Annotated in this window: 21 protein-coding genes; 12 read left to right on the top strand and 9 right to left on the bottom strand. The window is 68.2% G+C overall.

Features of this window, described 5'->3' with window-relative positions; genetic code table 11:
* Positions 1-11 precede the first annotated feature (11 nt).
* Positions 12-1,484: an amidase gene (locus N7I30_RS02165; RefSeq protein ID WP_498636380.1), complete on the top strand. Its 1,473-nt coding sequence runs from the start codon at positions 12-14 to the stop codon at positions 1,482-1,484.
* 51 nt (positions 1,485-1,535) lie between these two features.
* Here N7I30_RS02165 and iolB read toward each other — a convergent pair whose 3' ends face one another.
* The 8 genes from iolB to N7I30_RS02205 form a co-directional block, all read right to left on the bottom strand.
* Complete coding sequence (iolB, locus tag N7I30_RS02170) at positions 1,536-2,345, bottom strand: 5-deoxy-glucuronate isomerase (protein ID WP_498636382.1); 810 nt, start codon at positions 2,343-2,345, stop codon at positions 1,536-1,538.
* A 63-nt stretch (positions 2,346-2,408) separates the two neighbouring features.
* On the bottom strand, positions 2,409-3,314 hold the full coding sequence (gene iolE / locus N7I30_RS02175) for a myo-inosose-2 dehydratase (RefSeq protein WP_498636384.1): 906 nt from the start codon (positions 3,312-3,314) through the stop codon (positions 2,409-2,411).
* 48 nt (positions 3,315-3,362) lie between these two features.
* The gene (iolD, locus tag N7I30_RS02180) at positions 3,363-5,192 is read right to left on the bottom strand and encodes a 3D-(3,5/4)-trihydroxycyclohexane-1,2-dione acylhydrolase (decyclizing) (protein WP_498636386.1); all 1,830 of its coding nucleotides are present in this window, start codon (positions 5,190-5,192) and stop codon (positions 3,363-3,365) included.
* The gene (locus tag N7I30_RS02185; protein ID WP_498636388.1) at positions 5,189-7,108 is read right to left on the bottom strand and encodes a bifunctional 5-dehydro-2-deoxygluconokinase/5-dehydro-2-deoxyphosphogluconate aldolase; all 1,920 of its coding nucleotides are present in this window, start codon (positions 7,106-7,108) and stop codon (positions 5,189-5,191) included. Before N7I30_RS02185 ends, iolD begins: the two co-directional genes overlap by 4 nt.
* Complete coding sequence (locus tag N7I30_RS02190) at positions 7,108-7,887, bottom strand: ATP-binding cassette domain-containing protein (protein ID WP_228239607.1); 780 nt, start codon at positions 7,885-7,887, stop codon at positions 7,108-7,110. Before N7I30_RS02190 ends, N7I30_RS02185 begins: the two co-directional genes overlap by 1 nt.
* Before the next feature lies 1 nt (position 7,888).
* The gene (locus N7I30_RS02195; protein ID WP_024350156.1) at positions 7,889-8,995 is read right to left on the bottom strand and encodes an ABC transporter permease; all 1,107 of its coding nucleotides are present in this window, start codon (positions 8,993-8,995) and stop codon (positions 7,889-7,891) included.
* Between the two features lie 251 nt (positions 8,996-9,246).
* Positions 9,247-10,173, bottom strand: a complete 927-nt coding sequence (locus N7I30_RS02200) for a sugar ABC transporter substrate-binding protein (protein ID WP_498636391.1) — start codon at positions 10,171-10,173, stop codon at positions 9,247-9,249.
* 136 nt (positions 10,174-10,309) lie between these two features.
* Positions 10,310-11,146 carry a MurR/RpiR family transcriptional regulator gene (locus tag N7I30_RS02205; RefSeq protein WP_498636393.1) on the bottom strand — a complete coding sequence of 279 codons (837 nt, stop codon included), beginning with the start codon at positions 11,144-11,146 and terminating at the stop codon, positions 10,310-10,312.
* A gap of 80 nt (positions 11,147-11,226) precedes the next feature.
* On the opposite strand from N7I30_RS02205, the gene N7I30_RS02210 reads away from it, so the two are divergent.
* From N7I30_RS02210 to N7I30_RS02220, 3 genes are read left to right on the top strand one after another with little or no spacing between them, the layout of a single operon-like run.
* A complete protein-coding gene (locus tag N7I30_RS02210; RefSeq protein WP_498636395.1) occupies positions 11,227-12,351 on the top strand; it encodes a Gfo/Idh/MocA family protein in 1,125 nt (374 codons plus the stop codon).
* Positions 12,352-12,361: 10 nt separating this feature from the next.
* Positions 12,362-13,363 carry an inositol 2-dehydrogenase gene (iolG, locus tag N7I30_RS02215; RefSeq protein ID WP_498636397.1) on the top strand — a complete coding sequence of 334 codons (1,002 nt, stop codon included), beginning with the start codon at positions 12,362-12,364 and terminating at the stop codon, positions 13,361-13,363.
* 28 nt (positions 13,364-13,391) lie between these two features.
* Entirely contained in the window at positions 13,392-14,177 is a 786-nt protein-coding gene (locus N7I30_RS02220) for a TIM barrel protein (RefSeq protein ID WP_498636399.1), read from the top strand.
* On the opposite strand, the gene N7I30_RS02225 is transcribed toward N7I30_RS02220, so the two are convergent.
* Positions 14,178-15,038, bottom strand: coding sequence for a DMT family transporter (locus N7I30_RS02225; protein WP_498636400.1), 861 nt, complete (start codon positions 15,036-15,038; stop codon positions 14,178-14,180).
* Positions 15,039-15,203: 165 nt separating this feature from the next.
* Between N7I30_RS02225 and N7I30_RS02230 the strand changes: the two genes are divergently transcribed.
* The 8 genes from N7I30_RS02230 (at position 15,204) to N7I30_RS02265 (ending at position 24,072) form a co-directional block, all read left to right on the top strand.
* Positions 15,204-16,562, top strand: coding sequence for an aminotransferase-like domain-containing protein (locus N7I30_RS02230; RefSeq protein WP_498637100.1), 1,359 nt, complete (start codon positions 15,204-15,206; stop codon positions 16,560-16,562).
* Between the two features lie 149 nt (positions 16,563-16,711).
* Positions 16,712-16,837: a hypothetical protein gene (locus tag N7I30_RS02235; RefSeq protein WP_498636401.1), complete on the top strand. Its 126-nt coding sequence runs from the start codon at positions 16,712-16,714 to the stop codon at positions 16,835-16,837.
* Complete coding sequence (locus tag N7I30_RS02240) at positions 16,834-17,634, top strand: alpha/beta fold hydrolase (protein ID WP_498636402.1); 801 nt, start codon at positions 16,834-16,836, stop codon at positions 17,632-17,634. Before N7I30_RS02235 ends, N7I30_RS02240 begins: the two co-directional genes overlap by 4 nt.
* Before the next feature lie 148 nt (positions 17,635-17,782).
* Positions 17,783-18,169: a cupin domain-containing protein gene (locus N7I30_RS02245; protein WP_498636404.1), complete on the top strand. Its 387-nt coding sequence runs from the start codon at positions 17,783-17,785 to the stop codon at positions 18,167-18,169.
* An 82-nt stretch (positions 18,170-18,251) separates the two neighbouring features.
* Positions 18,252-19,202: a 3-hydroxyacyl-CoA dehydrogenase gene (locus tag N7I30_RS02250; protein ID WP_498636406.1), complete on the top strand. Its 951-nt coding sequence runs from the start codon at positions 18,252-18,254 to the stop codon at positions 19,200-19,202.
* Positions 19,203-19,204: 2 nt separating this feature from the next.
* A complete protein-coding gene (locus tag N7I30_RS02255; protein ID WP_498636408.1) occupies positions 19,205-19,993 on the top strand; it encodes an aspartate dehydrogenase in 789 nt (262 codons plus the stop codon).
* Between the two features lie 135 nt (positions 19,994-20,128).
* The gene (locus tag N7I30_RS02260) at positions 20,129-22,057 is read left to right on the top strand and encodes a DNA/RNA non-specific endonuclease (RefSeq protein WP_498636410.1); all 1,929 of its coding nucleotides are present in this window, start codon (positions 20,129-20,131) and stop codon (positions 22,055-22,057) included.
* Complete coding sequence (locus tag N7I30_RS02265; RefSeq protein WP_498636412.1) at positions 22,054-24,072, top strand: C1 family peptidase; 2,019 nt, start codon at positions 22,054-22,056, stop codon at positions 24,070-24,072. Before N7I30_RS02260 ends, N7I30_RS02265 begins: the two co-directional genes overlap by 4 nt.
* The last annotated feature ends 38 nt before the right edge of the window (positions 24,073-24,110 follow it).

The following is a 24,110-nucleotide window of genomic DNA, read 5'->3' on the forward strand; positions in this document are numbered from 1 at the left end:
GGCCTGCGCCGGTGACATCCGACGGGGCACATCAACAGGCGGACGGCGAGACGCTCTCGCCGTTCGACCGGCCGGGCCATCTGCGCGCGCCGGACGCGATCTCCGGGATCTGCGCCATGGACGCGACGGCGTTGATGGCGGAAATGCGTGCCGGCCGCCTGTCCTCGGTGGAGATCGTCGCCGCCTTCCTCGACCGGATCGACGCGCTCAACCCGACCTACAACGCCATCATCTCCCGGCGCCCGCGGGAGGTGGTGCTCGCCGAGGCCGCGGCCGCCGACAAGGCGCTGGCCAGCGGCGCGGACACCGGTCCGCTGCACGGCCTGCCCATCGCCATCAAGGATCTGTCGCCGACAAAGGGGCTGACCACCACCTTCGGCTCGCCGATCTATCGCGACCACCTGCCCGATTGCGACGGCCTCTCGACGGCGCGCATCCGGGCGGCCGGGGCGATCATCGTCGGCAAGACCAACACGCCGGAATTCGGCCTCGGCTCCCACACCTTCAACGAAGTGTTCGGCGCGACCGGCAACGCCTTTGCGCCGGAGCGCAGCGCCGGCGGCTCCAGCGGCGGTGCGGCCGTCGCCATCGCGACGCGCATGCTGCCGCTGGCCGACGGTTCGGACATGGGCGGCTCGCTGCGCAATCCCGCCGCCTTCAACAATGTCTACGGCCTGCGCCCCTCCTTCGGCCGGGTGCCGAGCCTGCCTGCCGGCAATGTCTTCGAGGCGGCGCTGGCCACCGACGGACCGATGGCGCGCACCGCCGACGATCTCGCTTTGCTGCTCGGCGTGCAGGCGGGCGCCGATCCGCGCCAGCCGCTGTCGGCCGGGCTGCCAGGCCTCGATGCTTCGACGCGCGACGAGGACGGGCCCCTCCGGATCGGCTGGCTCGGCGATTTCGACGGCCATCTCGCCATGGAACCCGGCATCCTCGACACCAATCGCGCGGCGCTTGAGCGCATTCCGGGCGCCGCGGTCGAGGCGGCGGCTTTGGGCTTCGACGCCGAGCGGCTATGGCAGAGCTTCGTGATCCAGCGCCATGTCGCGGTCGCGGCCCGCTACGGCCCGCTCCATGCCGATCCGGCGACGCGCGCCCTGTTGAAACCGGAAATGGCCTGGGAGATCGAGAACGGCCTGCGTCTGTCGGCGCTGGCCGTCGAGGCCGCCCGCGAGCTGCGGACCGCCTGGCATCTGCGGCTCGTCGAGCTCTTCGCCCGCTTCGACCTTTTGGCCCTTCCGGCCGCGCAGGTCTGGCCGTTCCCGATCGGCGAGCGCTGGCCGCAGGCCATCGATGGCCGGGCGATGGACAGCTATCACCGCTGGATGGAATGCGTGGCGCCCGCCACCCTCTCCGGCTGCCCCGTCCTCGCGCTGCCGGCCGGCTTTCGCGGCGGCCTGTCGACAGGAGTCCAGATCATCGCGCCGCTGGGCCGCGAAGCCGATCTCCTGGCCTTGGCACGACGGGTCGAGCGCACGGGCTGAGCCCCGCAATGCTGCCACTTCCCGCTTCCTTCGCCGTCGCCGGCGGGCGGTTCATTCCGCGTCGCGCTGGGCGATCCAGTCGTGGTCGGGATGGTTCTCGAACCGCCACTGGCGGCGGGGGCCCGCCATGACGTTGAGATAGTACATCTTGTAGCCATGCGGCGCGCCGCAGGGATGGTGCCCCTTCGGCACGAGGACGACGTCGCCGTCATGGACGGTCATGGTCTCGTCGAGGCTGCCATCGTCGGTGAAGACCCGCTGGAAGCCGAAGCCCTGCGGCGGATCGAGCCGGTGGTAATAGGTCTCCTCCAGATAGGTCATGCGCGGAAAATCGTCCTCGTCATGCCGGTGCGGCGGATAGGACGACCAGTTGCCCGCCGGCGTGTAGACCTCGGTCACCAGCAGACTGTCGGCGACGTCGCGTTCTTCCATGGCGATGGCGTGCACCTTGCGGGTGTTGGCCCCCTTGCCCTTGACGATGGTCGGGATGTCCTGCGGGCCGATCACCCGCGCGGCGTGGCCACCCTTGCCCGGCGCGCGGCAGACCGCCAGCGTCAGCGGCGTCGTCGCCGTGACCTGCCAGCGCGAGCCGTTCGGCACATAGACCGCGTGGGGCGGGACAAGCTCGAAGACCGACATGCGCGCGCCGAGTTCGCCGAACTCCTCGTCGCCGGCGCTAACCTCGCCCTTGCCCTCCAGGAGAACGAGGATGGCTTCCTCGTCGCCGGTCTCCGCCGATGCCATCTCGCCGGCCTCCAGCCTGTGCAGCGCGAAGCCGACATAGGACCAGCCGGCATCGGCCGGGGTGATGTCGTGAACCAGGCCATGCCGGCCGTTCGGGCGACGAAGAAGGTCGGGCATCGTGATCCTCCGCAATGCTGTTGATTGTCCGCAAGGCGCGCCCTGCGAACCGGGTCCGCCTGGTCAGTCCGCGACGAGGCCGGTTTCGGCGGCCAGCGTCTTCAGGGTCTTCAGGCCGAGGCTCTGATACTCGACCGGATCGCGGACCTCGGGGTCCTGCTCGGCCTCGATGACGATCCAGCCGTCGTAGCCATGCTTCGCCAGAACCCCAAGACAGGGGCCGAATTCGACGCCACCTTCCGCGTCGCCCGGCACGGTGAAGACACCGCGGCGCACGCCCTCCAGAAACGACAGGCCTTCGCGGCGCACATCCGCCATCACCGCCGGCCGCACGTTCTTGGCGTGGAAATGCGCCACGCGATCGACATGCCGGGCGAGATAGGGCGCCGGATCGACCCCGTTGCCGCCGAAATAGAAATGCCCGGCATCGAACAGAAGCTTGGTCGCCGGTCCGGTATGGGCCATGAACAGGTCGAGTTCGGCCGGCGTTTCGACGACCGTGCCCATGTGGTGATGATAGACCAGCGGCACGCCCTCGGCGGCGCAATGGGCCGCAACCTTCTCCACCCGGGCGCCGAACTCTTCCCATTGATCCGCATTCAGTACCGGCGAGGCCGCCAGCCCGACAGCGTCGTTGCCATGGATCGCGTTGGAGGTCTCGCAGGCGATGCAGACGGTGCAGCCCATCGCCTTCAGCCGGTCGAGATGCGGCTGGATCAGCGCGATCTCCTGCTCGGCCGAATGGACGAGGAGATTGAGCGAATACCAGGCCGAGACGAAGGCAAGGCCGTGCGGCTGCAGGACCGCCCGCAATTCGGCCGGGTCCCAGGGAAACTTGTGGCCGTTCTCGATGCCGTCGAAGCCGATCGCGGCGGCCTCACCGAGGCATCGGTCGAGCGGGATATGGGCACCGAGGCTCTGGTCGTCGTCGTTCGACCAGGCGATGGGGTTCGTGCCGAAGCGGATCATGGGCAGTTTTCCGGTCAGGAGATCGAGGGCGGACGGGGCGGCGACCGGTCAGCCGCCGGCGCGCATCCGCAATTGCGCTTCATAGGCCTTGCGGGCGGCTTCCACCGCCGGACGGGCCGAGACCTCCGGCACCGCGACGTCCCACCAATGGCCGCCCGGCCCGGTGCTGGGATAGGGATCGGTGTCGATCACCAGTACCACCGGACCGTCCGCCTCGCCCGCCGCCGCCAGTGCGACTTCCAACTCGGCGATGGAGGTGACATGGGATGCGGTGGCGCCCATCGAGGCGGCGTGGGCGGCGAAGTCGATCCGCGACGGGTTCACGTGATGGGCGTGTTCGAGGAGATTGTTGAACTCGGCCCCGCCGGTGCTCATCTGCAGCCGGTTGATACAACCATAGCCACGATTGTCGGTGACGACGACGGTGAACTTGATCCCCAGCATCGCTGCCGTGGCGAGCTCGGAATTGGCCATCATGTAGCTGCCGTCGCCGATCATGCAGACCACGTCGCGATCGGGCTCGGCCATCTTGATGCCCATCGCGCCGGCAATCTCGTAGCCCATGCAGGAGAAGCCGTATTCCATGTGGTAGGCCCCCGGCCGCGGCGCCTTCCACAGGGTATGGAGTTCGCCCGGCATGGTGCCGGCGGCGCACATGACGACGGTATCGACGCCGCTGGCCCGCTGCACCGCGCCGATCACCTGCTGGTCGGTCGGCAGGGCATTGCTGTCGTTCGGCGCCGCGGTCAGCGGATCGACGGCAGCGAACCAGTCGCGTTTCAGGGCCGCATCGGGCGCGGCGAATGCATGGTCGCCCAACGCTGCGCCGAGCGCTTCCAGCCCGACCAGCGCGTCGCAGCACAGCGGTTCGGCGCCGTGCTTCATGGCGTCATAGGCCGCAACGTTCAGGCTGACGAGCCGGCGCCCCGGATTGCGGAAGAGGTTCCACGAGCCGGTGGTGAAGTCCTGGAAGCGCGTGCCGACGCCGAGGACGAGATCGGCCTCGGCGCAGATCGCGTTGGCCGACGCCGCCCCGGTCACGCCGACCGGGCCGAAATTGAGATCGTGATCCCAGGCGAGCGCTGACTTGCCGGCCTGGCTCTCGACCACCGGAATCCGGTGATGGCGCGCAAAGGCTTCCAGCGCGTCGCAGGCACCGGCGTAATGCACGCCGCCGCCGGCGACGATCACCGGCTTTTCGGCGCGGCGCAAGAGCTCCGCGACACGCTCCAGCTCGACCGGGTCGGGATGCGGCCGGCGGGTCCGCCAGACCCGCGGCTCGAAGAAGGTGGCCGGATAGTCGTAGGCCTCGGCCTGCACGTCCTGGCAGAAGGCGAGGCACACTGGCCCGCATTCGGCCGGGTCGGTCATCACCCGGAAGGCGCGCGGCAAGGCGGTCAGAAGCTGTTCGGGCCGCATGATGCGGTCGAAATAGCGGGTCACCGGACGGAAGCAGTCATTCACCGTCACGGTGCCGTCGCCGAAATCCTCGACCTGCTGCAGCACCGGATCGGGACCGCGATTGGCGAAGACGTCGCCGGGCAGGAGCAGCAGCGGCAGCCGGTTCACATGGGCGAGCGCGGCGGCGGTCACCATGTTGGTCGCGCCGGGCCCGATGGAGGACGTCACCGCCATGGTCCGCCGGCGCTGCAGCTGCTTGGCATAGGCGATGGCCGCATGGCACATCGTCTGCTCGTTATGGCCGCGCAGCGTCCGGATCTGGTCCTTTTCGGCATGCAGCGCCTCGCCGAGCCCGGCGACGTTGCCATGGCCGAAGATCGCCCAGACCCCGGCGATGAACGGCTCGCCGTCCTCGGTCATCTGGGCGGTGAGATATTTCACCAGAGCCTGCGCCGCTGTCAGACGGATCGTCGTCATGCCGCTTTCTCCCCTGCCCGGCGTGCGTCGTCCCACAGGGCGCACAGCCTGCTGTATCGTTCCGCCATCTGGCGCACCGCCGCCTCGGGCGTGATGTCGCCGGTCATGTAGGCTTTCGCCGCGTCGGCGAAGATCGTCCGGCCGACGGCAAAGCCCTTCACCAGATCGAAGCGGGCGGCGACGGAGAAGCTCTCGATGAGCGCCGCCTCGGAGGCTTCGAGCCCCAGGACGACGATGCCGCGCACATTGGGATCGTTGTCCCGGATCGCCGCGCAGGCCTTCTGCCAGCCGGTCTCGCTGGTCATCGGCTCCAGCTTCCACCAGTCGGGATAGACGCCGAGGTCGTAGAACCGCCGGATCACCGTCGCCGCGGTGTCGTCGTCCACCGGCCCGACCTTGGAGGGAATGATCTCGAGCAGGAACTCCAGCCGGTTGCGCCGGCAGGTGTTGTAGAGGCGCAGGATGGTCTCCTCCTGGGCGCGCCACAGATGGGGGGCGTCGTTGGGATGGCAGAAGCACAGGCATTTCACCACGTGCTCGCTCGGCCATTCCGATAGGCCGCCGAAATCCGAGCCGATCTCCGGCTCCAGCGACAAGGGCCGCGATCCCGGCCATTCGACCGGCCGGCCGATCCACAGGCCGCGACCGGCGGCTCGGTAGAGCGCCTGCCGCCCCAGCCGGCCGTCGCACAGAATGCCGTGGCCCGGCGCACCGTCCTGGACCCGCAGCGCCGCGTCGAGACAGAGCTGCTTGAAGGCGCCGATCCGGTCGGGTGTCGCCCCTTCCAGTTCCTCGAACTGCATGCGGTGGTCGAAGGCGAAGACGCGCATGGTGGACCAGTCGGTCTTGCGGGTCGTCGACCAGTGGATCTGCTCCAGCTCCGCGTCCTTGCGCAGCGCTTCCTTCTCCTTCAGGACGCCGCGCTTCAGGAAGAACTGCAGTTCCTGCCAGCTCGGATAGGCCGGGGTGCAGCCATGGCGCGACACGGCGAAGGCGCCGCAGGCATTGGCGTAGGTCAGCGCCGTCGGCCAGGACTCGCCGTTGAGCCAGCCTTTCAGGAGGCCGGAGATGAAGCCGTCGCCGGCGCCCAGCACGTTGAACACCTCGATCGGGAATCCGGGCCCGGCCTGGCCCTCGTCGAGACTGTTGCGGATCGGGCCCTCGAAGGCGACCGCGCCGGCCGCGCCACGCTTGCAGACCAGCGTCGCGCCGGTGACGACGCGAACCGCCCGCAGCGCCGCGATGGTGTCGGTGGTGCCGCCGGCAATGTGAAACTCTTCCTCCGTGCCGACGATCAGGTCAAAGAGATGCAGGGTGGATTGCAGCTTCGCCGTGACCGCCGCGGAGGCGATGAAGCGTTCTTCGCCGGCGCCGTGGCCGGCAAGGCCCCACAGATTGGGGCGGTAGTCGATGTCGAGCGCGGTGCGGGCACCATTGGCGCGGGCAAGCTCCAGCGCCTTCAGCACCGCCGCCTCGGTGCGCGGATTGCTGAGATGGGTGCCGGTGACGACGACGGCCCGCGCCCTGGCGATGAGCGCCTCGTCGATGTCGTCCTCGCACAGCGCCATGTCGGCGCAGTTCTCGCGATAGAAGATCAGCGGAAACTGCTCGTCGTCGCGAATGCCAAGAATGACCAGCGCCGTCAGCCGGTCGGGGTCGGTGACGACGCCCGTCGTGTCGACGCCCTCGCGCTGCAGTTCCTCGCGCAGGAACCGGCCCATATGCTCGTCGCCGACGCGGGTGATCAGCGCCGAGCGCAAGCCCAGGCGTGCCGTGCCGGTGGCCATGTTGGTGGGCGAGCCACCAACATATTTCTCGAAGCTTCGCATGTCCTCGAGGCGGCCGCCGACCTGTGCGCCATAGAGGTCGACGGAAGACCGGCCGATGGTGATGAGATCGAGATCCTTCGCCGCCATCACACGGTTCCTCCGAGCGAGCCCTGCAGGGTCGCCAGTTCCTGGCCGCCGGCCATCAGGTCCTGCAGTTCGTTGGCGGTGATCTCGCCGCGCGGCGCGGTGCCCAGCGTGCGGCCGCGATTGAGGACGGTGAAGCGGTCGCCCACCGCCATGGCGTGGCGCACATTGTGGGTGATGAAGACGACGCCGATGCCCTGGTCGCGGACCTTCTCGATGGTCGCCAGGACGTTGGATGTCTGGCGCACGCCGAGCGCCGAGGTCGGCTCGTCGAGGATCAGCACCTTGGCGCCGAAATACACCGCGCGGGAGATCGCCACCGTCTGGCGCTCGCCGCCCGACAGGGTGCCGACCGCCTGATCGGGACCGCGCAGTGCGATGCCCATCTTGCGCATCTCCTCGATGGTCACCGCGTTGGCCGTCTCGATGTCCATGCGCTTGAACAGCCAGCTTCCCTTGGTGGGCTCGCGGCCCATGAAGAAGTTGCGGGTCACCGACATCAGCGGGATCATGGCGAGATCCTGGAAGACCGTCGCAATGCCGGCCTCCATGGCGTCGCGCGGGCTGTCGAAGGACATCGGCTGGCCTTCGAAGTAGATCTCGCCCTTGGTCGGCTTGTGGACACCGGACATGGTCTTGATGAAGGTCGACTTGCCGGCGCCGTTGTCACCGAGAAGGCAGTGGCACTCGCCGGGCAGGACGTCGAAGCTGACGCCGGCCAGGGCGATGATGTTGCCGAAATGCTTCTCGATGTTTTCCATGTGAACGATGGGCTTGGTCATGTCAGCGCTCCCCGGTCACTTGCTTGCGGATGTAGTTGTTGAAGAGCACCGCCACGAGCAGCATGCCGCCCAGGAAGATCTGGAACCAGTCCTGGTCGAAGCTCGTGTAGGTCAGGCCGATGGTGACCATGCCGAAGATGATGGCGCCGAAGAAGGCGCCGATCGCCGAGCCGTAGCCGCCGGTCAGGAGACAGCCGCCGATGACCGCCGCGATGATCGCCTCGAACTCCTTCATGAAGCCGCGGCGGGCGTCGGTGGAGCCCGCGTCCATCACCGTGATGATGGCGACAAGCGCCCCGCAGCAGGCAGCGAACATGAACAGCGAGATCTTCACCTTGCGCACCGGAACGCCGGAATTGGAGGCCGCGACCTTGTCGCCGCCGGCGGCAAAGATCCAGTTGCCCTGCGGCGTGCGGGTGAGGACATAGGTCGCCAGCAGCGCCAGGCCGACGAACCAGAGGATCTCGACCGGAATGCCCGGCACCTTGGGCGTGCCGTTGTTGAAGGTGTCGATGATCCCGGTCTCGGCCATCCAGGCGAACAGGCCGGTGAAGGCGTCGCCGGAAAAGATCGGCATCAGCCAGTCGCTTTCCACCGAGTCGCGGACGCCGCGCAGCTGCGTCGAGCCGCCGGTGGCGATCTTCAGGCCGACCAGCGAGGCGCCGCGCAGGATGAACAGGAAGGCCAGGGTCACGATGAAGGAGGGCAGCCCGGTCTTCAGGACGATGGTGCCGTTGACCGAGCCGATCGCGGCCGCGACCATGAAGGTGATCGGGATCGCCAGGATCAGCGGCAGGCCGAGCGTCACCGTGCAGGCCGCGAAGATCAGGCCGGCGAAGGCGACCATGGAGCCGATCGACAGGTCGAACTCGCCGCCGATCATCAGCATCGCCGCGCCGATGGCCAGGATGCCGAGCTGGGCGGCCGGGGTCATGAAATTCATGATCCCCGACAGGGTGAACATGGAGCTGTCGGCGGTGACCATGAAGAACACCGTGACCACGACCAGACCGGCGATGGCGCCGAGCTCCGGCCGCTTCATCAGCCGGGCCCCGAAACTCTCCCGCTTGAGGCGCTCGTCGGCGACCACCTGGGGTGTGTCAGACATCGTTTCTCCTCCTTCTGGACAAGGCTTCGCCGTGGCCGCGGGGCCGGCATGCCGGGTCGAAGATGCTTCGGGTCGTCGTTCCGCCGGATGCGGGCTGCCGTGCGGACGGACCGCCGGGCGTGGCGCGGCGTGCGTGCAGCCACCTTGGACGGCGGATCGGCCGGCAAGGTCGGGAAGCGGTCCGAAGACCCCTTCCCTCACCGGGGCTGCGGACGCACCGCAGTCCCGGCGTCGTGATCGGGCCCTGAGGCCTAGCGGATGCCCTGCGCCGACAGCTCGACGACCTGGCCGGCCTTGTCCTGCGTGACGAGGTTCGGACCCGACGGCACGTTGCCGCCCGGCACCAGACCGTATTTCGCGTTGAGCGCCAGGAAGGTCACCGGCAGGTAGCCCTGCAGGAACTGCTGCTGGTCGATGGCGAAGGTGGCCTTGCCCTCAGCGACAGCCTCGAGGAAGGTCGCCGACAGATCGAAGGTCGCGATCTTGACGTCGCCGCTCCGGCCCACGGCCTCGACGGCCTTCAGGGCCGGCTCGCCGACGAGCGAGGCGCCCAGCCCGAGCACGGTGTCGATATCCGGGTTCGACGTCAGCGCCGCCTGGATCTTCGACTGGACTTCGGCCGGATCGTTCTGGGTCGGCACGACCTCGACCTGACCGCCGAAGCCCTCGGCAAAGCCCTCGCAGCGCTGGTCGAGGGAGACGTTGCCGACTTCCTGGTTGACGCAGATCGCGACCTTGCCGCCATCCTTGGCGAGCTGCTCGCCGGCCGCCTTGCCGGCGGTGAACTCGTCCTGCCCGACATGCAGCAGCGCGCCGAGCCCCTTGGAGGCGTCGGAGCCCGAATTCATGGAGATGACCGGGATGCCGGCCTGCACGGCCCGCTCGATCGAGGGTCCGAGCGCGTCGGCGTCGGGGATCGACACCACGAGCCCGTCCGGCTCCTGATTGACCGCGGCGTCGATGAGCTGGCTCATCTGCACCATGTCGAAGGTCTCGGGCGCCCGGTAGTCGACCTCGGCGCCGCTATCCTTGGCGGCCTGGTCGACGCCGTTCTTGACCACGGACCAGAACGGGTCGTTGGCCTGGCCGTGCGAGACCACGATGATCTGCTGGGCGAAGGCCGGGCCGGTGAAGGCGATGGCCGCGGCGGCGATGGTCGATTTCAGGAACGTGTTCATGGATCCTCCCGTTGAGCACATGCGGGTTCTCCCGCATTTGGAACCGGCCGAAGCCGGGTTCAGGTCGTTCCAGATCGCCCTCACTCCCGAGCATTTTGGAACAATTATTCCATAAACGCCCTCTCGACGCCTCGTGTCAACCCTTTTCCTTACGTAATCCGCCAATGGCCACGGCCAGCGCCGTGACGAGCGCCAGCCCGGCATTGGGCGCACGGAAACCGCCGACCTCCACCTCCCGTGCGATCAGCAGGTTTTCCGCGACGTCGGCGAGCGGACAGGTCGTGGTGTCGCTCATCGCCAGAACCGGAATACCGCGCTCCGAGACGCGCGTGGCGAGCGTCAGGGTCTCCTGTGAAAACGGCGCGAAGGTCACCGCGAACAGCGCGTCGTCCGCTCCGATGGCATGGTCGCTCTCGATCTGCCCGGTGGTGTGGTGCAGCATCGAGGCCACGCCCATCTTGTCGAGGAGATAGGCGAGATAGACCACCACCGCGAAGGCCCGCCGCAGACCCACCAGATGGATCGTGCGGGCCCCGGCCAACCGCTCCGCCACCGCCTGCAATTGCTGGGCATCCAGCTCTTTCGACATGTCCATCAGGGATTTGATGCCGGCCTCGGCGAAATCGGCCGCCAGGCGCCCGGCGCCCGATGCGCCCTCCGCCCGCAGCCGGGTCAGGCGCTCGGTGTAGTCCGGTCGCATCTGGGCGTATTCGGCCCGAAACAGCGCCTGCATCTCCGAATAGCCGGACAGGCCGAGGGTCTGGCAGAAGCGCATGAAGGCCGAGGGCGGGACCTCGGCCAGCTGCGCCATGTCGGCAACCGTGGAGACGGCGACGCGATCGAGATTGGCGCGCAGGCAGATGGCGCATTGCTTCAGCCGCTTGGGCAGCGTGCCGTCGATCCTGTCGAGGCTGGCGAGCAATTCGGCGACACTGGCCGGCGCCCGGGGTACCCCCTCGGCAGAACTGTTCATCTCGCTCTCCTGACTTGACTCCCGCCCGCTGCGAGCGCATCCCTTTATGGAATTTATATTCCAATCGGCGGGAGGAGTCGATGGTGGTGGGTCTTGGTCTCATCGGGACCGGCTTCATGGGGAAGGCCCATGCGCTGGCCTATGGGGCGGCACGCGCGGTGTTCGGCGACGTGCCGGTGGTCCGCATGGCATGCCTGTGCGACGCCGAGCCCGCACGTGCAAGGGCGTTCGCCGATCAGTTCGGCTTCGCGGCCGCGACGTCGGACTGGCGGGCCGTCATTGCCGACCCGGCGGTCGATCTCGTCTCGATCACCACGCCCAACGCCCTGCATCGCGACATGGCCCTCGCGGCGATCGCGGCGGGCAAGGCCGTCCATTGCGAAAAGCCGCTGGCGCTGACGCTGGCCGACGCACAGGCCATGGCGAAGGCGGCCGAGGCTGCCGGGGTCGCCACGCTCGTCGGCTACAATTACGTCCACAACCCCGCCTTCACCCATGCCTGCCGGCTGATCGCCGAGGGCGTCATCGGCAAGCCGGTCCATTTCCGCGGCTGGGTGGACGAGGATTACCAGGCCGACGGCGATCTCGCCTGGACATGGCGCGCCCGGCGGGCCGATGCCGGCCTCGGCGCACTGGGCGATCTCGGCTGCCACCTCGTCTCCATGGCGGTCGCGCTGATGGGGCCGATCGCGAGCCTGATCGCCGACACCCAGATCGTCCATGCGACGCGGCCCATGCCCGACGGCTCCGGCGACGCCGCCGTCGAGAACGAGGACACGGCCTCGGCCATCGTCCGCTTCGCCAGCGGGGCGCAGGGGACATTGTGCACCTCGCGCGCCGCCTGGGGCCGCAAGAACCGCCTCGACTGGGAGGTGCACGGCACGCGCGGCACGCTCCTCTTCAGCCAGGAGCGGCTGAACGAATTGCAGCTCTACGTGAACGAGGGCCCGGCCGCTCGCCAGGGCTTCCGCACCATCCTCACCGGTCCCGCCCACGCGCCCTACGGCGCCTTCTGCCCGGCGCCCGGACACCAGCTCGGCTTTGGCGACCTCAAGACCATCGAGGCGGCCAGCATGCTGCGCGCGCTTGCCGGCGGACCGCCGGCCCGGCCGAACTTCACCGACGCCCTCGCCTACGAGGCCGTCATCCACGCCATCGACGACGCCAGCCGGACCGGTCAGCGCGTCACGCTCCAGACCTCCTGAGGACATTGCCATGAAAGTCGCACTCTTCGGCGCCGGCCGCATCGGCAAGGTGCATGCCGCCTCGATCCGCATGGACCGGCGCAGCGAACTCGTCGCCGTCACCGACGTGATGAGCGATGCCGCCGACGCGCTGGCGGCCGAGCACGGCATCGCCGCGCGGCAGGCCGACGACATCCTCGCCGACGCCAGCATCGACGCCATCCTCGTCGCCTCCTCCACCAACACGCATGCCGACCTGATCGAGAGGGGCATCGCTGCGGGGAAAGCGGTGTTCTGCGAAAAGCCGATCGACCTCGACCTGCAACGCGCGCTCCGGGTCAAGAAGGCCGTCGCCGCAGCGGGCCGGCCGGTGATGATGGGCTTCAACCGGCGGTTCGATCCGAACTTCTCGGCCCTGCGCGACGCCTTCGTCGCCGGCGAGATCGGCAAGGGCGAGCTGCTGGCGGTCACCTCCTACGATCCGGCGCCGCCGCCCGTCTCCTACATCAAGGTCTCCGGCGGCCTCTTCCGGGATATGATGATCCACGATTTCGACATGTGCGCCTGGCTGTTCGGCATGCCCGAGACGGTGACGGCGACGGGCTCCTGCCTCGTCGACAAGGAGATCGGCGCGGCCGGCGACATCGACACGGCGGCCGTGGTGCTCGGCTATGCGGACGGGCGCATCGCGACGATCCGCAATTCGCGCCGGGCCGTCTATGGCTACGACCAGCGGGTGGAAATGCTCGGCTCGGACGGCATGCTCGAGGCGCAGAACGTCGCCGAGAACACCGTCGCAAAATCCACCACGGCCGGCGTGGTCTCGGCCAAGCCGGTCTATTTCTTCCTCGAACGCTACATGCGCGCCTATGCGATCGAATGGTCGCGCTTCGTCGACAGCGTCGTCGGCGGCGGGCTGCTGGCGGCCACCGTCGACGACGGCGTCAATGCCCTCGCCCTGGCCGAAGCCGCCAACATCTCCTTTGCCGAAAACCGCCGCGTCGCCATCACCGCGGCGATGACCGGCCATTGACCGCGACGCGGCAGGACAGGATCGCGACATGACCCGTGGACCGTTTCAACTGGCCGCCTGCGCCGAGATGATCTGGCGGGACCGGCCGATGGAATGGCGGCTGCAGCGCCTCACCGAACGCGGCCTCGCCGTCGGCCTTTGGAACTGGCCGGACCATGATCTGGCCATGCTGGAGCGATCCGGCGCGTCCTTCTCGATCATGAACGGCTATCTGCGCGGCCGCCTTGCCGACGACGAGGGCGCGGCCGAACTCCTCGCCACCGCCCGCGAGACCGCCCATGTCGGCAAGCGGCTCGGCGTCGCGCGACTCAACCTACACGGCACGGGGCTCGGCGATGGCGGCCTGCCGGTGGTGCCCAGCGAGACGATGACCGGGGCCATGTGGCTGAAAGCCCGCGACACGCTGGCGAGGATCGCCGACCTCGCCGACGAGATGGACGTCGTTTTCACGCTGGAAAATCTCAACCTGCCGGTCGACCACCCCGGCGTTCCCTTCGCCCGGGCGCAGGACACGCTGGCGCTGGTCGCGGCCATCGACCGGCCGGGCCTGCGGCTGAACCTCGACCTCTATCATGCCCAGATCGGCGAGGGGAATCTGATCGAACTCTGCCGCAGCGCCCTGCCCTATATCGGTGAAATCCAGGTGGCCGACGTGCCCGGCCGCATGGAGCCCGGCACCGGCGAGATCGCCTATGACCGCATCGCCCACGCTCTCGCTGCCATGGGCTATCGCGGCCCGGTGACGATGGAGGCCTTTGCCAGCGGCGACCCCGACGCCGCCCTCGACGCCTTCGAGGGCGCCTTCACCCTCTGATCAGGCGAAGCGCCGGGCGCCGGCGACGCACGCGACCACCAGGACCGAGGCCCCGATCATCGTCCAGGCCACCGGCTCGCCCAGGAGCAGGCCGGCCAGCGCAAGGCCGAAGAACGGCTGCAGCAGCTGCAATTGCCCGACGCCGGCGACCCCGCCCAGCGCCAGGCCGCGATACCAGAAGACGAAGCCGACCAGCATCGAGAAGACCGACACATAGGCAAGGCCCGCCCAGGCCGGCGCGGCGACATCCGCGAAACTCGCGGGCCAAGAGACAGCAGCGATCGCCGCCATCACCGGAAGGGCGAAGACGAGAGCCCAGGAGATCACCTGCCAGCCGCCGAGGCGGCGGGACAGCGCGGCGCCCTCGGCATAGCCGAGCCCGCACAGGACGATCGCCGCGATCATCAGGAGATCTCCCGCCAGCGAGGCCGCACCGTCCTGTGCGAGGGCAAAGCCCGCCACCACCGCAGCCCCGGCCACCGAGAACAGCCAGAAGGCCGGGCGCGGCCGCTCGCCGCCGCGCAGCACCGCGAAGATCGCGGTCATCAGCGGCAGCAGGCCGATGAAGACGATCGAATGGGCCGCCGTCACATGCTGGAGCGCCAACGCCGTCAGCAGCGGAAAGCCGACCACCACGCCCGCCGCGACGATGACCAGCGGCGCGACATCGCCGATGGCCGGCCGTTTCTGGCGGAGCAGGAGCAGCAACAGCGTGGCGAGGATCGCGGCGATGACCGCCCGGATCGAAGTCAGGAACAAGGGCGTGAAACCGCCGACGGCAACGCGCGTCGCCGGCAGCGAGCCGCTGAAGATGATGACGCCGAGGAGACCGCTGCCCCAGCCCGCTGTCGTTCGTTCCATGGAAATGCTCCGCCCCGTCGCATCCCTCCTTCTAGGTCCATCGGGTCTGGCGCCGGTAGCGACAATCCCCTACAATTTTGCCGAACTGTATGGGTTACGGAGGCCGCACACTTGGGCGTTTCCAGACACGCGACCCGGCCGGGAACGACCCGCACCGCGGCGCTGATGGACGAGATCCGGCGGCGTCTGGCGGCCCGCAGCCTGGTGGCCGGCGAGAAGCTGCCATCGGTGCGCGCCTTTGCCCGCACCATGGGCGTTTCGCCCTCGACCGTCGTCGAAGCCTATGACCGGCTGGCCGCCGAGGGGCTGATCCGGTCGCGACCGGGCTCCGGCTTCTATGCGGCGGCCGGCACGGCGCCGCCGCTGGTCCTGGCCGAAATCGCGCCGCGGGCCGAACGCGACATCGACCCGCTATGGGTGTCGCGCCAGTCGCTGGACGCCCATCCCGACACGTTGCGCCCCGGCTGCGGCTGGCTGCCGGCGGACTGGATGCCGAACGAAGCGGTACGCCGCGCCCTGCGCAGGCTCGCCCGGGCCGACGCCGCCGTCTTGTCGGACTATGGCGGCACCCGCGGTTCGCTGCCGCTGCGCCAGCATCTGGCCCGGCAGTTCGCTGCGGAGGGCATTGCGGCCGGGGCCGAGCAGATCCTGCTCACCGGATCGGGCACCCAGGCCCTCGACCTTCTGTGCCGGTTCTTCCTGCAGCCGGGCGATACCGTGCTTCTCGACGATCCCTGCTACTTCAATTTCCAGGCGCTGCTGCGCGCCCATCGCGTGCAAATCGTCAGCGTGCCGCAGACGCCGAGCGGGCCGGACCCGGTGGCCTTCGCGGCCGTGGTCGCGGTCCATCGCCCAAGGCTCTATGTCACCAATTCGGCGATCCACAACCCGACCGGCGCGACGCTCTCGCCGCAGACCGCCCACCGGATCCTGACCCTTGCGGCGGCTGAAGACATGATCATCGTCGAGGACGACATCTTCGCCGATTTCGAACCCGAGCCCTCGCCGCGTCTCGCCGCGCTGGACGGGCTCGACCGGGTGGTCCGGATCGGCAGCTTCTCCAAGACCCTCTCGGCCTCGGTGCGATGCGGCTATATCGCGGCGCGGCCCGACTGGATCGACGGGCTGGTGGACCTGCAGGTCGCCACGCATTTCGGCAGCGCCAGTCCGGTCGCTGCCGGGATCGTCCATGCTGCCCTCGGCGATGGCAGCTATCGCAAGCATATGAGCGCTCTGCGGACGCGCCTTGCCCGGCGGCAGAAGCAGACCATCGCGGCGCTCGGCGCCCTCGGTATCACACCCTGGACTCTCCCCCGCGGCGGCTTTGCGCTGTGGTGCCGGTTGCCGGACGGGGCGGACGCCACCGAACTCGCGCGGCACGCCCTGCGGGACGGCGTGCTGCTGGCCCCCGGCAATGTCTTCAGCGTCGCCCGAACCGCCCCCGACATGATGCGCATCAACGTCGCCCAGATGGAAGACAAGGTGATCGCGGTGCTCAAGGCCTCGCTCGCAAGCCGGCGGTGAGAAGGATGCCGTAGGAGCTCCCGGCCTCGCGGTGATGCGGCTGCCGGCCTCTCGTCCGTGGCCCCTGTGCATCTTCCCGTCTGGCGCTGTCCGGACGCCCAGAATCGTCTACGGTCGAGCCATAAGACGCCAACGACGGACGCTTTCCGATGATCTTTGAAGAACGCGACGACCATATCCGGCCGGGCAAGCCCGGCGCCTTCGCCGCCTGCTGCCTCGTCGAGCGCCGGAACACGCGGATCCTCGTCCCCACGGACGTCTCGCCGCTGCAATGAGCGACTTTTCCGTTTCCACCGCCGATGGCGCCGTCCTCAAGGCCAGCCGCGAGGGCGCCGGCGCGCCGCTCGTCCTGGTCAGCGGGCTCGGCGGGACAGCCGGGTTCTGGGCGCCGGTCGTGGCGGGCCTGCGCGACCGGTTCGAGGTGCTCACCTTCGACCAGCGCGGCATCGGCGCCTCGACGCGGGGCACGGCCGGAACGGACATCGCGCAACTGGCCGATGACGTTCAGGCGGTGCTCGACGCCGCCGGGATCGAGGCGGCGACCATCGTCGGCCACTCGACCGGCGGCTGCATCGCGCAGGATCTGGCCGCACGGGCACCGGAGCGGGTGAGCGGCCTGGCCCTCAGCGCCACATGGCTGCGGCCCAGCCGCTACATGACGGCGCTGTTCCGGACCCGCCTCGACCTGTTGCGCAAAGATCCCGTCGCCTACACCGCCACGGCGACGCTGATTTCCTATGCGCCGGAATGGCTGGAGGCCAACTGGTCGACCTATGAGCGGGCGGTGGCGAAGGCCCCCACAAGTGAGACGGCCCGGCAGGTCGTCGCCGAGCGGATCGAGGCGTTGCTCGCCTTCGACGGCCGCGCGGCGGTGTCGCGACTGACGATGCCCGCGATGATCATCGGCGCCGCCGACGACATGATCGTGCCCGCCTTCCTGCAGCGCGAACTGGCAAGGGCGCTGCCCACAGCGCCCCTGACCCTTCTGCCCGAAGGCGGCCACTTCTTCCCGGCCTCCCGGACCGACGCCTTCGTCGCCGCCGTCGCGGACTGGGCCGCCGGCCTTCGATGACCCGGCGCTGCTCCGCATCCCACCCGGCTATCGCACGCGGCATCGTTTTCTTGCGTACAGAATGGCAGAACGTGAGGACAATGGCCCCGCCGCGTGACGGTGCAGGGCATCCGGCTCGCACGACCAGACACACGAAGGCAGGAATGTCATGCTGATCAAAGACCACAATGACGGCGTCCTCGAGAAATGGCGCGACGGCGTCATGACCCAGATGCGGGTGTCCGCCGTGACCGGCGCCCACCAGATCTGCGTCTTCGAGCAATGGTGCGAAAAGGGCCTCGGCGCGCCGACGCATCATCATGCGGTCGAGGAGATCCTCGAGGTCATGGGCGGCACCGCGGAAATCCATGTCGGCGGCGAGACCGTGGTCGTGACGGCCAACCAGTCGGTGCTGATTCCGGCCGGGGCCCAGCATGGCTTCCGCAATGTCGGCGACGACATCCTGCATGTGCGCGCCACCATCGCCTCGCCGATCTTCGAGGGGCGCTACGAGGACGAGAGCGAGCAGACGCGCCGCTGGGTTCCCGAATTCTGAACGCCTGCGGCGCCGTTGGGCGCCGCCATTCCCTGCCCTGTGCGATGCGCGCGCCGCATCGCGACGATGATCGGACGTCACCATGAGCATTGAAAAAGTCGCCATCGCCGGTGCCGGCATCATCGGCGCATCCTGGGCGATCGTCTATGCGCGCAGCGGCCTGCAGGTCGCGATCTACGACCACAGCGCCGAGGGCCGGGCGGCCCTGCCCGGCCGGCTGGCCGAGGCGATCGCCATTTCCGACGCACTGCTGCGGCCCGGCGAGACGGTTGCCCAGGTGAGCGCCCGCATATCGATCCACGACAATCTCGCCGACGCGGTGGCCGATGCCGATTTCGTCCACGAATGCATCGTCGAGAAGCTCGACGCCAAGGTGGCGATCTTCGCCGAGCTCGACCGCCTGGCCGGCACCGACGCGATCCTCGCCACCACCACGTCGAGCTTCCCGGTGTCGAAATTCGCCTCGGATCTTGCCTGCCGCGACCGCTGCATCGTCGTCCACCCGGCGACCCCGCCGCATCTCCTGCCGGTGACCGAAATCTGCCCGGCGCCTTTCACCAGGACGGACGTGACCGACGCGACCTTCCGCTTCATGGAGGCCTGCGGCCAGACGCCGGTGCACATCAAGCGCGAGATCCCGAGCTTCGTTCTCAACCGCATGCAGGCGGCGCTGGTCGTCGAGATGTTCCGCTGCCTCAACGAGGATCTGATCTCGGCCGAGGATATCGACAAGATCATCAGCCAGGGCTTTGGCCTGCGCTGGGCGTTTCTCGGCCCCTTCGAGGGCGTCGACCTGAACGCCAAGGGCGGCATTCGCCAGTATCTGGAGAATTTCGGCTTCCTGTTCAACGAGATGGCCAGCGAGCTGGGCTTTGCCGACGTGGTGACGGACAAATCCATCGACGCGCTCGAAGCCTATGCCCGCAACAAGATCCCGCTGGACAAGCTGCAGGAGAAGGTCGCCTGGCGCGACCGGTCGATCATCGCGCTGCGCGGGCTGAAGGATGCCCGCGGCACGGTCGACAGGAGTTGAGGATGGCAGCCGTCCCGACCTCGGGCATGCGGCGCATCGGCCTTATCGGCTACGGCGCCGCCGGCCGTTCCTGTGCGGCGCTGCTCGCCGCCGACGCGGATTGCCGGGTCATGGTCCTGACCCGCAGGCCACCGGTGGACGCCCTCGCGGAGCGCGTGGCCTTCGCGGCCGATCTCGACGCGCTGATCGCCTGGAAGCCCGACGCGATCATCGAAGCCGCCTCGGCGGAGGCCTTCGCCGAGATGGTCCCGCACTGCCTCGACAGCGGCATCGACGTCGTCCCCGCCTCGGTCGGCGCCCTGCAGTCGCCGGAGATGGCCGCACGCATCCATGCGATCTGCGTGCGCAGCGGGGCCCGGCTGATCGTCCCCGCCGGCGCCGTTGGCGGACTCGACTACATCGCCGCCGCCGCTCTGACCGGCGACATCGCCGTGACCTACACCTCCCGCAAGCCGCCCGCCGCCTGGGCCGGCGAACTCACGGCGCTGGGCCTCGCCGACACTGCCCGCACCGAGCCGGTGACGCTGTTCGAGGGCAGTGCGCCGGAAGCGGCGAAGCTCTATCCCAAAAACCTCAATGCAGGGCTGACGATCGCGCTGGCCGCCGGCTTCGAGCGCACGCGGGTTCGGGTCGTCGCCGACCCCGGGGTCACCCGCAACACCCACGAGATCGCGATCACCGGCGCGGCCGGCGACGCCGTCCTGCGGTTCGAGAACCGCGCCTCGCCGGACAATCCCAAGACCTCCGCGATCACCGCCCTCAGCCTCGTCGCCACAACCCTCCGCCGCTAAGCGCCCGTCGGCACCTGACGACCAGTGGCATCCCGGCCCGGTCGCCGGCTGCTATGCAATCAGGAGATGCGCCTTATTTGACGTTACGTAAGATGAGAGTAGACTGACGCTGACAGGATATTCAGCGAGTTTGCCATGAAAACGGTGTTCCAGTCGCAGCTCGAAGACAGGGAAGCCCTTGAGGGGGTTCTCAGTCTGCACAACCCCACCGGATCGCAGGAGATGCCGGCGGCGTCTCCCGGCTTCGAAGAGGCGGCGATGCGGCTGAAGGCGGGCAAGACGAATCTCGAAGCACCGATCGCGGCCGAGGCGATCGTCATGCTCCACGGCTACCCGTCCCTGCTCATCCAGAATGGCGATTACCTTGAACCGGAAAGCCAGACCTGGCGGACGCGCCTCTCTCCCTATCGCGACAAGATCCGCCACGTCATCGCCAACACCGGACGCGTCGACCTGGTCAACCATCCGGACTACAAATGGGTCGGCACCGCATGGCGGGTTGATACCGACGTCTTCATCACCAATCGACACGTCGCCAGCATCTTTGCGCAGGCCCGCAACGGGGGCTTCGAGATCAAACGCGGGATCGAGGCGAAGGTCGATCTCGCCGAAGAGCATCTCTCCACCGCGCAGATGGAGCTGTTCGTCAACGCGATCCTACACATCGAAGATGTGGGCGACAGCGCGATCGACATGGCGGTGCTGCGCGTCGACGCCGCGGCGATCGCCGGAATGGGCGACCCGCTGCAACTGTCTGCGGGCGGCGCCGACGAGGGTTTCATCGGAGTCGTCGGCTATCCCGCACGCGACCCACGCAATCCTGGAGACGCGATGGCGCGCATCTTTGGGGACATTTACAACGTCAAGCGTCTGGCCCCCGGTCGGATCATGGATTTCGGGCAGTCGGCGAATGTCTTCACCCACAATTGCACGACGCTCGGCGGAAACTCCGGCTCGGTCGTCTTCGACATCGAGAGCGGCCTTGCCATCGGCCTGCACTTTGCCGGAAGCGCCCTGACCGCCAATTACGCGGCCAAGGCCGACGCCATTCATCGCGTGCTGCGCAAGACCAGCGTGGCAGTGCCGGCCTTCCAGACGAGGGCCGATCCCACCGGTCGACGCGGTGTCTCCGAAGCCGAGGCCGAAACCGGGACCTTCGAGGGCCGCGACGGCTACCGTCCGGACTTCCTGGGAACCGGGCCGCTGGCCGTGCCGCTGCCGCAGCTCAACCCGTTGCAGCAGCAGAAGGTCGCCAAGACCGAAAGCGGCGAAACTGTCCTTGCCTATCGACACTTCTCGGTCGTGATGAACCGCAAGCGTCGGTTGGCCTTCTTCGCCGCCGCCAATATCGATGGCGATACGCTCCGCCGGCCCCGCCGCGTCTCGAAGTTCCACCTCGACCCGCGGCTTGCCGAGACCGATCAGGCCGGCGAGGAACTCTACGCGTCGAACCCCTTCGACCGGGGGCATCTGATCCGGCGGCTCGACCCGACCTGGGGCGACAAGGCTGAAGCCGAGGAAGCCAATCGCGACTCGATGTTCTTTCCCAACATCGCGCCCCAGCACAAGAATCTGAACCAGAAGATCTGGCTGGCGCTGGAGGAGCACATTCTCGACGAGACGGACGCGCGCGACGCCAAGGTCTCGGTCTTCGTCGGCTGCGTCTTCGGCGGCTGCGATCCGGTGCACAAGCCGTCCGGCATCAAGGTGCCCATGGCGTTCTGGAAGCTCGTCGTGTCCCGCGGCAGGGTGCGGCGCGGACGCGGCAGCGAGACATGTCTGCAGGCGCAGGCCTTCATGCTGTTTCAGGATCATCTCGTCAGCGAGAGCGACCTGGAAATCGTCTTCGGATCCGGCTTCGAAACCCATCAGGTGACGGTCTGCGCGCTCGAACGGATCACCGGCCTCGACTTCCATGTCCTGCGCGATGCCGACACCTTCGCCATGCCGCCGCAGGAGCGAACGCGCCGCCTCGACGAAGCCGTCTCGGCCACCTCACCGCTCGCCATCGTGGCCGACGAGATGAAGCCGCTCGGGTCGCTGCAGGACATCGTGGCCGGTTGAACACCATGGGCGCCGGCATCCCCGGATCGGGCACGATCGATATTTCGGGCACCGCGCGCATCCTCGACGTGCGGGTGGATGTGGGCGACCGTCGCGACTTCCTCTACAGCCCGCCGCTCATCCCGCTGCGGCCGAGCGTGCAGCCGGGCGACCACGGCTGGTGGCGACCGACGCGGGTGCGCGACCAGGGAATGGACCCTTCCTGCACGGGACATGCGCTGGCCTCGATCGTCGACCATCTGCGGGCGCGTGACCTCGACACCGATGGCGCACAGGGCGACGCCTCCCTCGACCACCCCTGGGCGAGCGCCCGGATGCTCTATAGCGTGGCGCGCTATCACGACGATTTCGACGGCGAGAATTACCGGGGATCGTCCGTCCGCGGCGTTCTGAAAGGGTTCTTCTACAACGGCGTGTGCTCGATCGATGTCGAGCGCGGGGTCGAAAGCGTCGACGGAAGCTACGACTGGCACATGACGCGCGCGATCCTCGAGAGTGCGCGCAAGATGCAGCTCGGGTCGTATTTCCGGGTGCGCCCCCGGCTGTCCGACCTCCATGTCGCACTCAACGATGTCGGTCTCGTCCTTGCCTCCGCCGATATCCATGATGGCTGGGCCGCACCGGGCGGAGAGATCCCCTACCGCGCGCGCCAGGGCATCGCGAAGAAGGGGCGGCACGCCTTCGTCCTCGTCGGCTACGACCAGAACGGCTTCATCCTGCAGAATTCCTGGGGCTCGAGCTGGGGCGACAATGGCCTCGCCCACTGGAGCTACGAGGACTGGGCCGAGAACATCGTCGATCTGTGGGTCCTGCGGCTCGGTGCGCCGCTGTCGCCAGCCGGTGGCTCGCACGATCGGCCGAGCGTCGCCCGTAACGCGCTTGCGCTGATGGGGCGAACCGGGTTCGAGCGCGCGCCGACCTCGGCCGATGCCGCGCCTTCGCGGCTCGAACTCATCGGCCATGTGGTGCCGCTGGCCAAGGGACGACTGGACCGTTTCGGCAGCTACCACACCGACAGGCAGACGCTGCTCGAGACGGTCCGCATCATCCGCGACGGCAAGCGCCGCTACCGGCATGTGCTGATCCACGCCATGGAACTGCAGGCCGGTGAGATCGCCGCGGCGACCCTGATCCGCGACATGTCCGCGTCGCTGAAGGAGCGCGGCTGCTACCCGATCTTCATCCTGCTCGAAAACGTCCTGTCGGCGGAAATCTATGCGTCCTGCGCGCGGATCGTCCAAAGGCTCAACGAGCGGGCCGGTCTGGCGACGACGCCGGAAAAGGACCACGAGATCGAAGGCCAGGCCTCGCTCGTCCCCTACCGCCTGATCGAGGAGATCCAGGAGAGCACCGCGCAGTCGATCCGCGGCTTCGATGCCGAAGATGGCGGTTGGCGCCTTGGCGAAACGGGTGAACTTCTGCGCCACATGTTCGCGTTCCAGCGCGAGCGGCACGAAGCCGGCGACATCTCCTATCACCTCTCCGGCCACGGCTTCGGCGCGCTCTTCATTGCCGCGATCCTCGGACACCGCGACATCTTCGAAACCGCCCCGGTCATCTCCAGTGCCAATTTCCTCGCTCCGATGCTGACGATCGAACAGTTTCGCAAGGCGATCCTGCCGACCATCTCGCATCCGAAGGACCTGCCTGTCCGGCGTCATTCCCGGCGCCCGGAACTGGTGGTGGAGACGGCGCGGATCTTCACCCTTAACGACGACATGATGACCGCCGATCGCTGCCTCGACGGCTACGGCGCGTCTTGGCCACAGCTCTGGTCGCGGGCCAGCCGGATTGCCGCCGAACGCAGCCACCCGGACACCGCCCGACAAACACGGGCATCAGAGCCGTTTCTCGTCTTCCGTTCCGCCGCCACGCAGCTTGCGACCCGCGAGAGAGACCTGCGGATCGAGGATGTTCCCGTCTCGCCCGGTGCGGAGGAATCGCGGCCGCTCCGCCACCTGCTTCTCGACCGGCGCCTCGACTATTTCCGAACGATCGTCCCCTCCGATGGATGATCCGCCGTTCCACTGTGCAGATCCGGCCTCCTGCGGAC

Origin of the sequence: Aurantimonas litoralis (genome assembly GCF_026153195.1) — a bacterium.
Classification (GTDB): domain Bacteria; phylum Pseudomonadota; class Alphaproteobacteria; order Rhizobiales; family Rhizobiaceae; genus Aurantimonas; species Aurantimonas coralicida.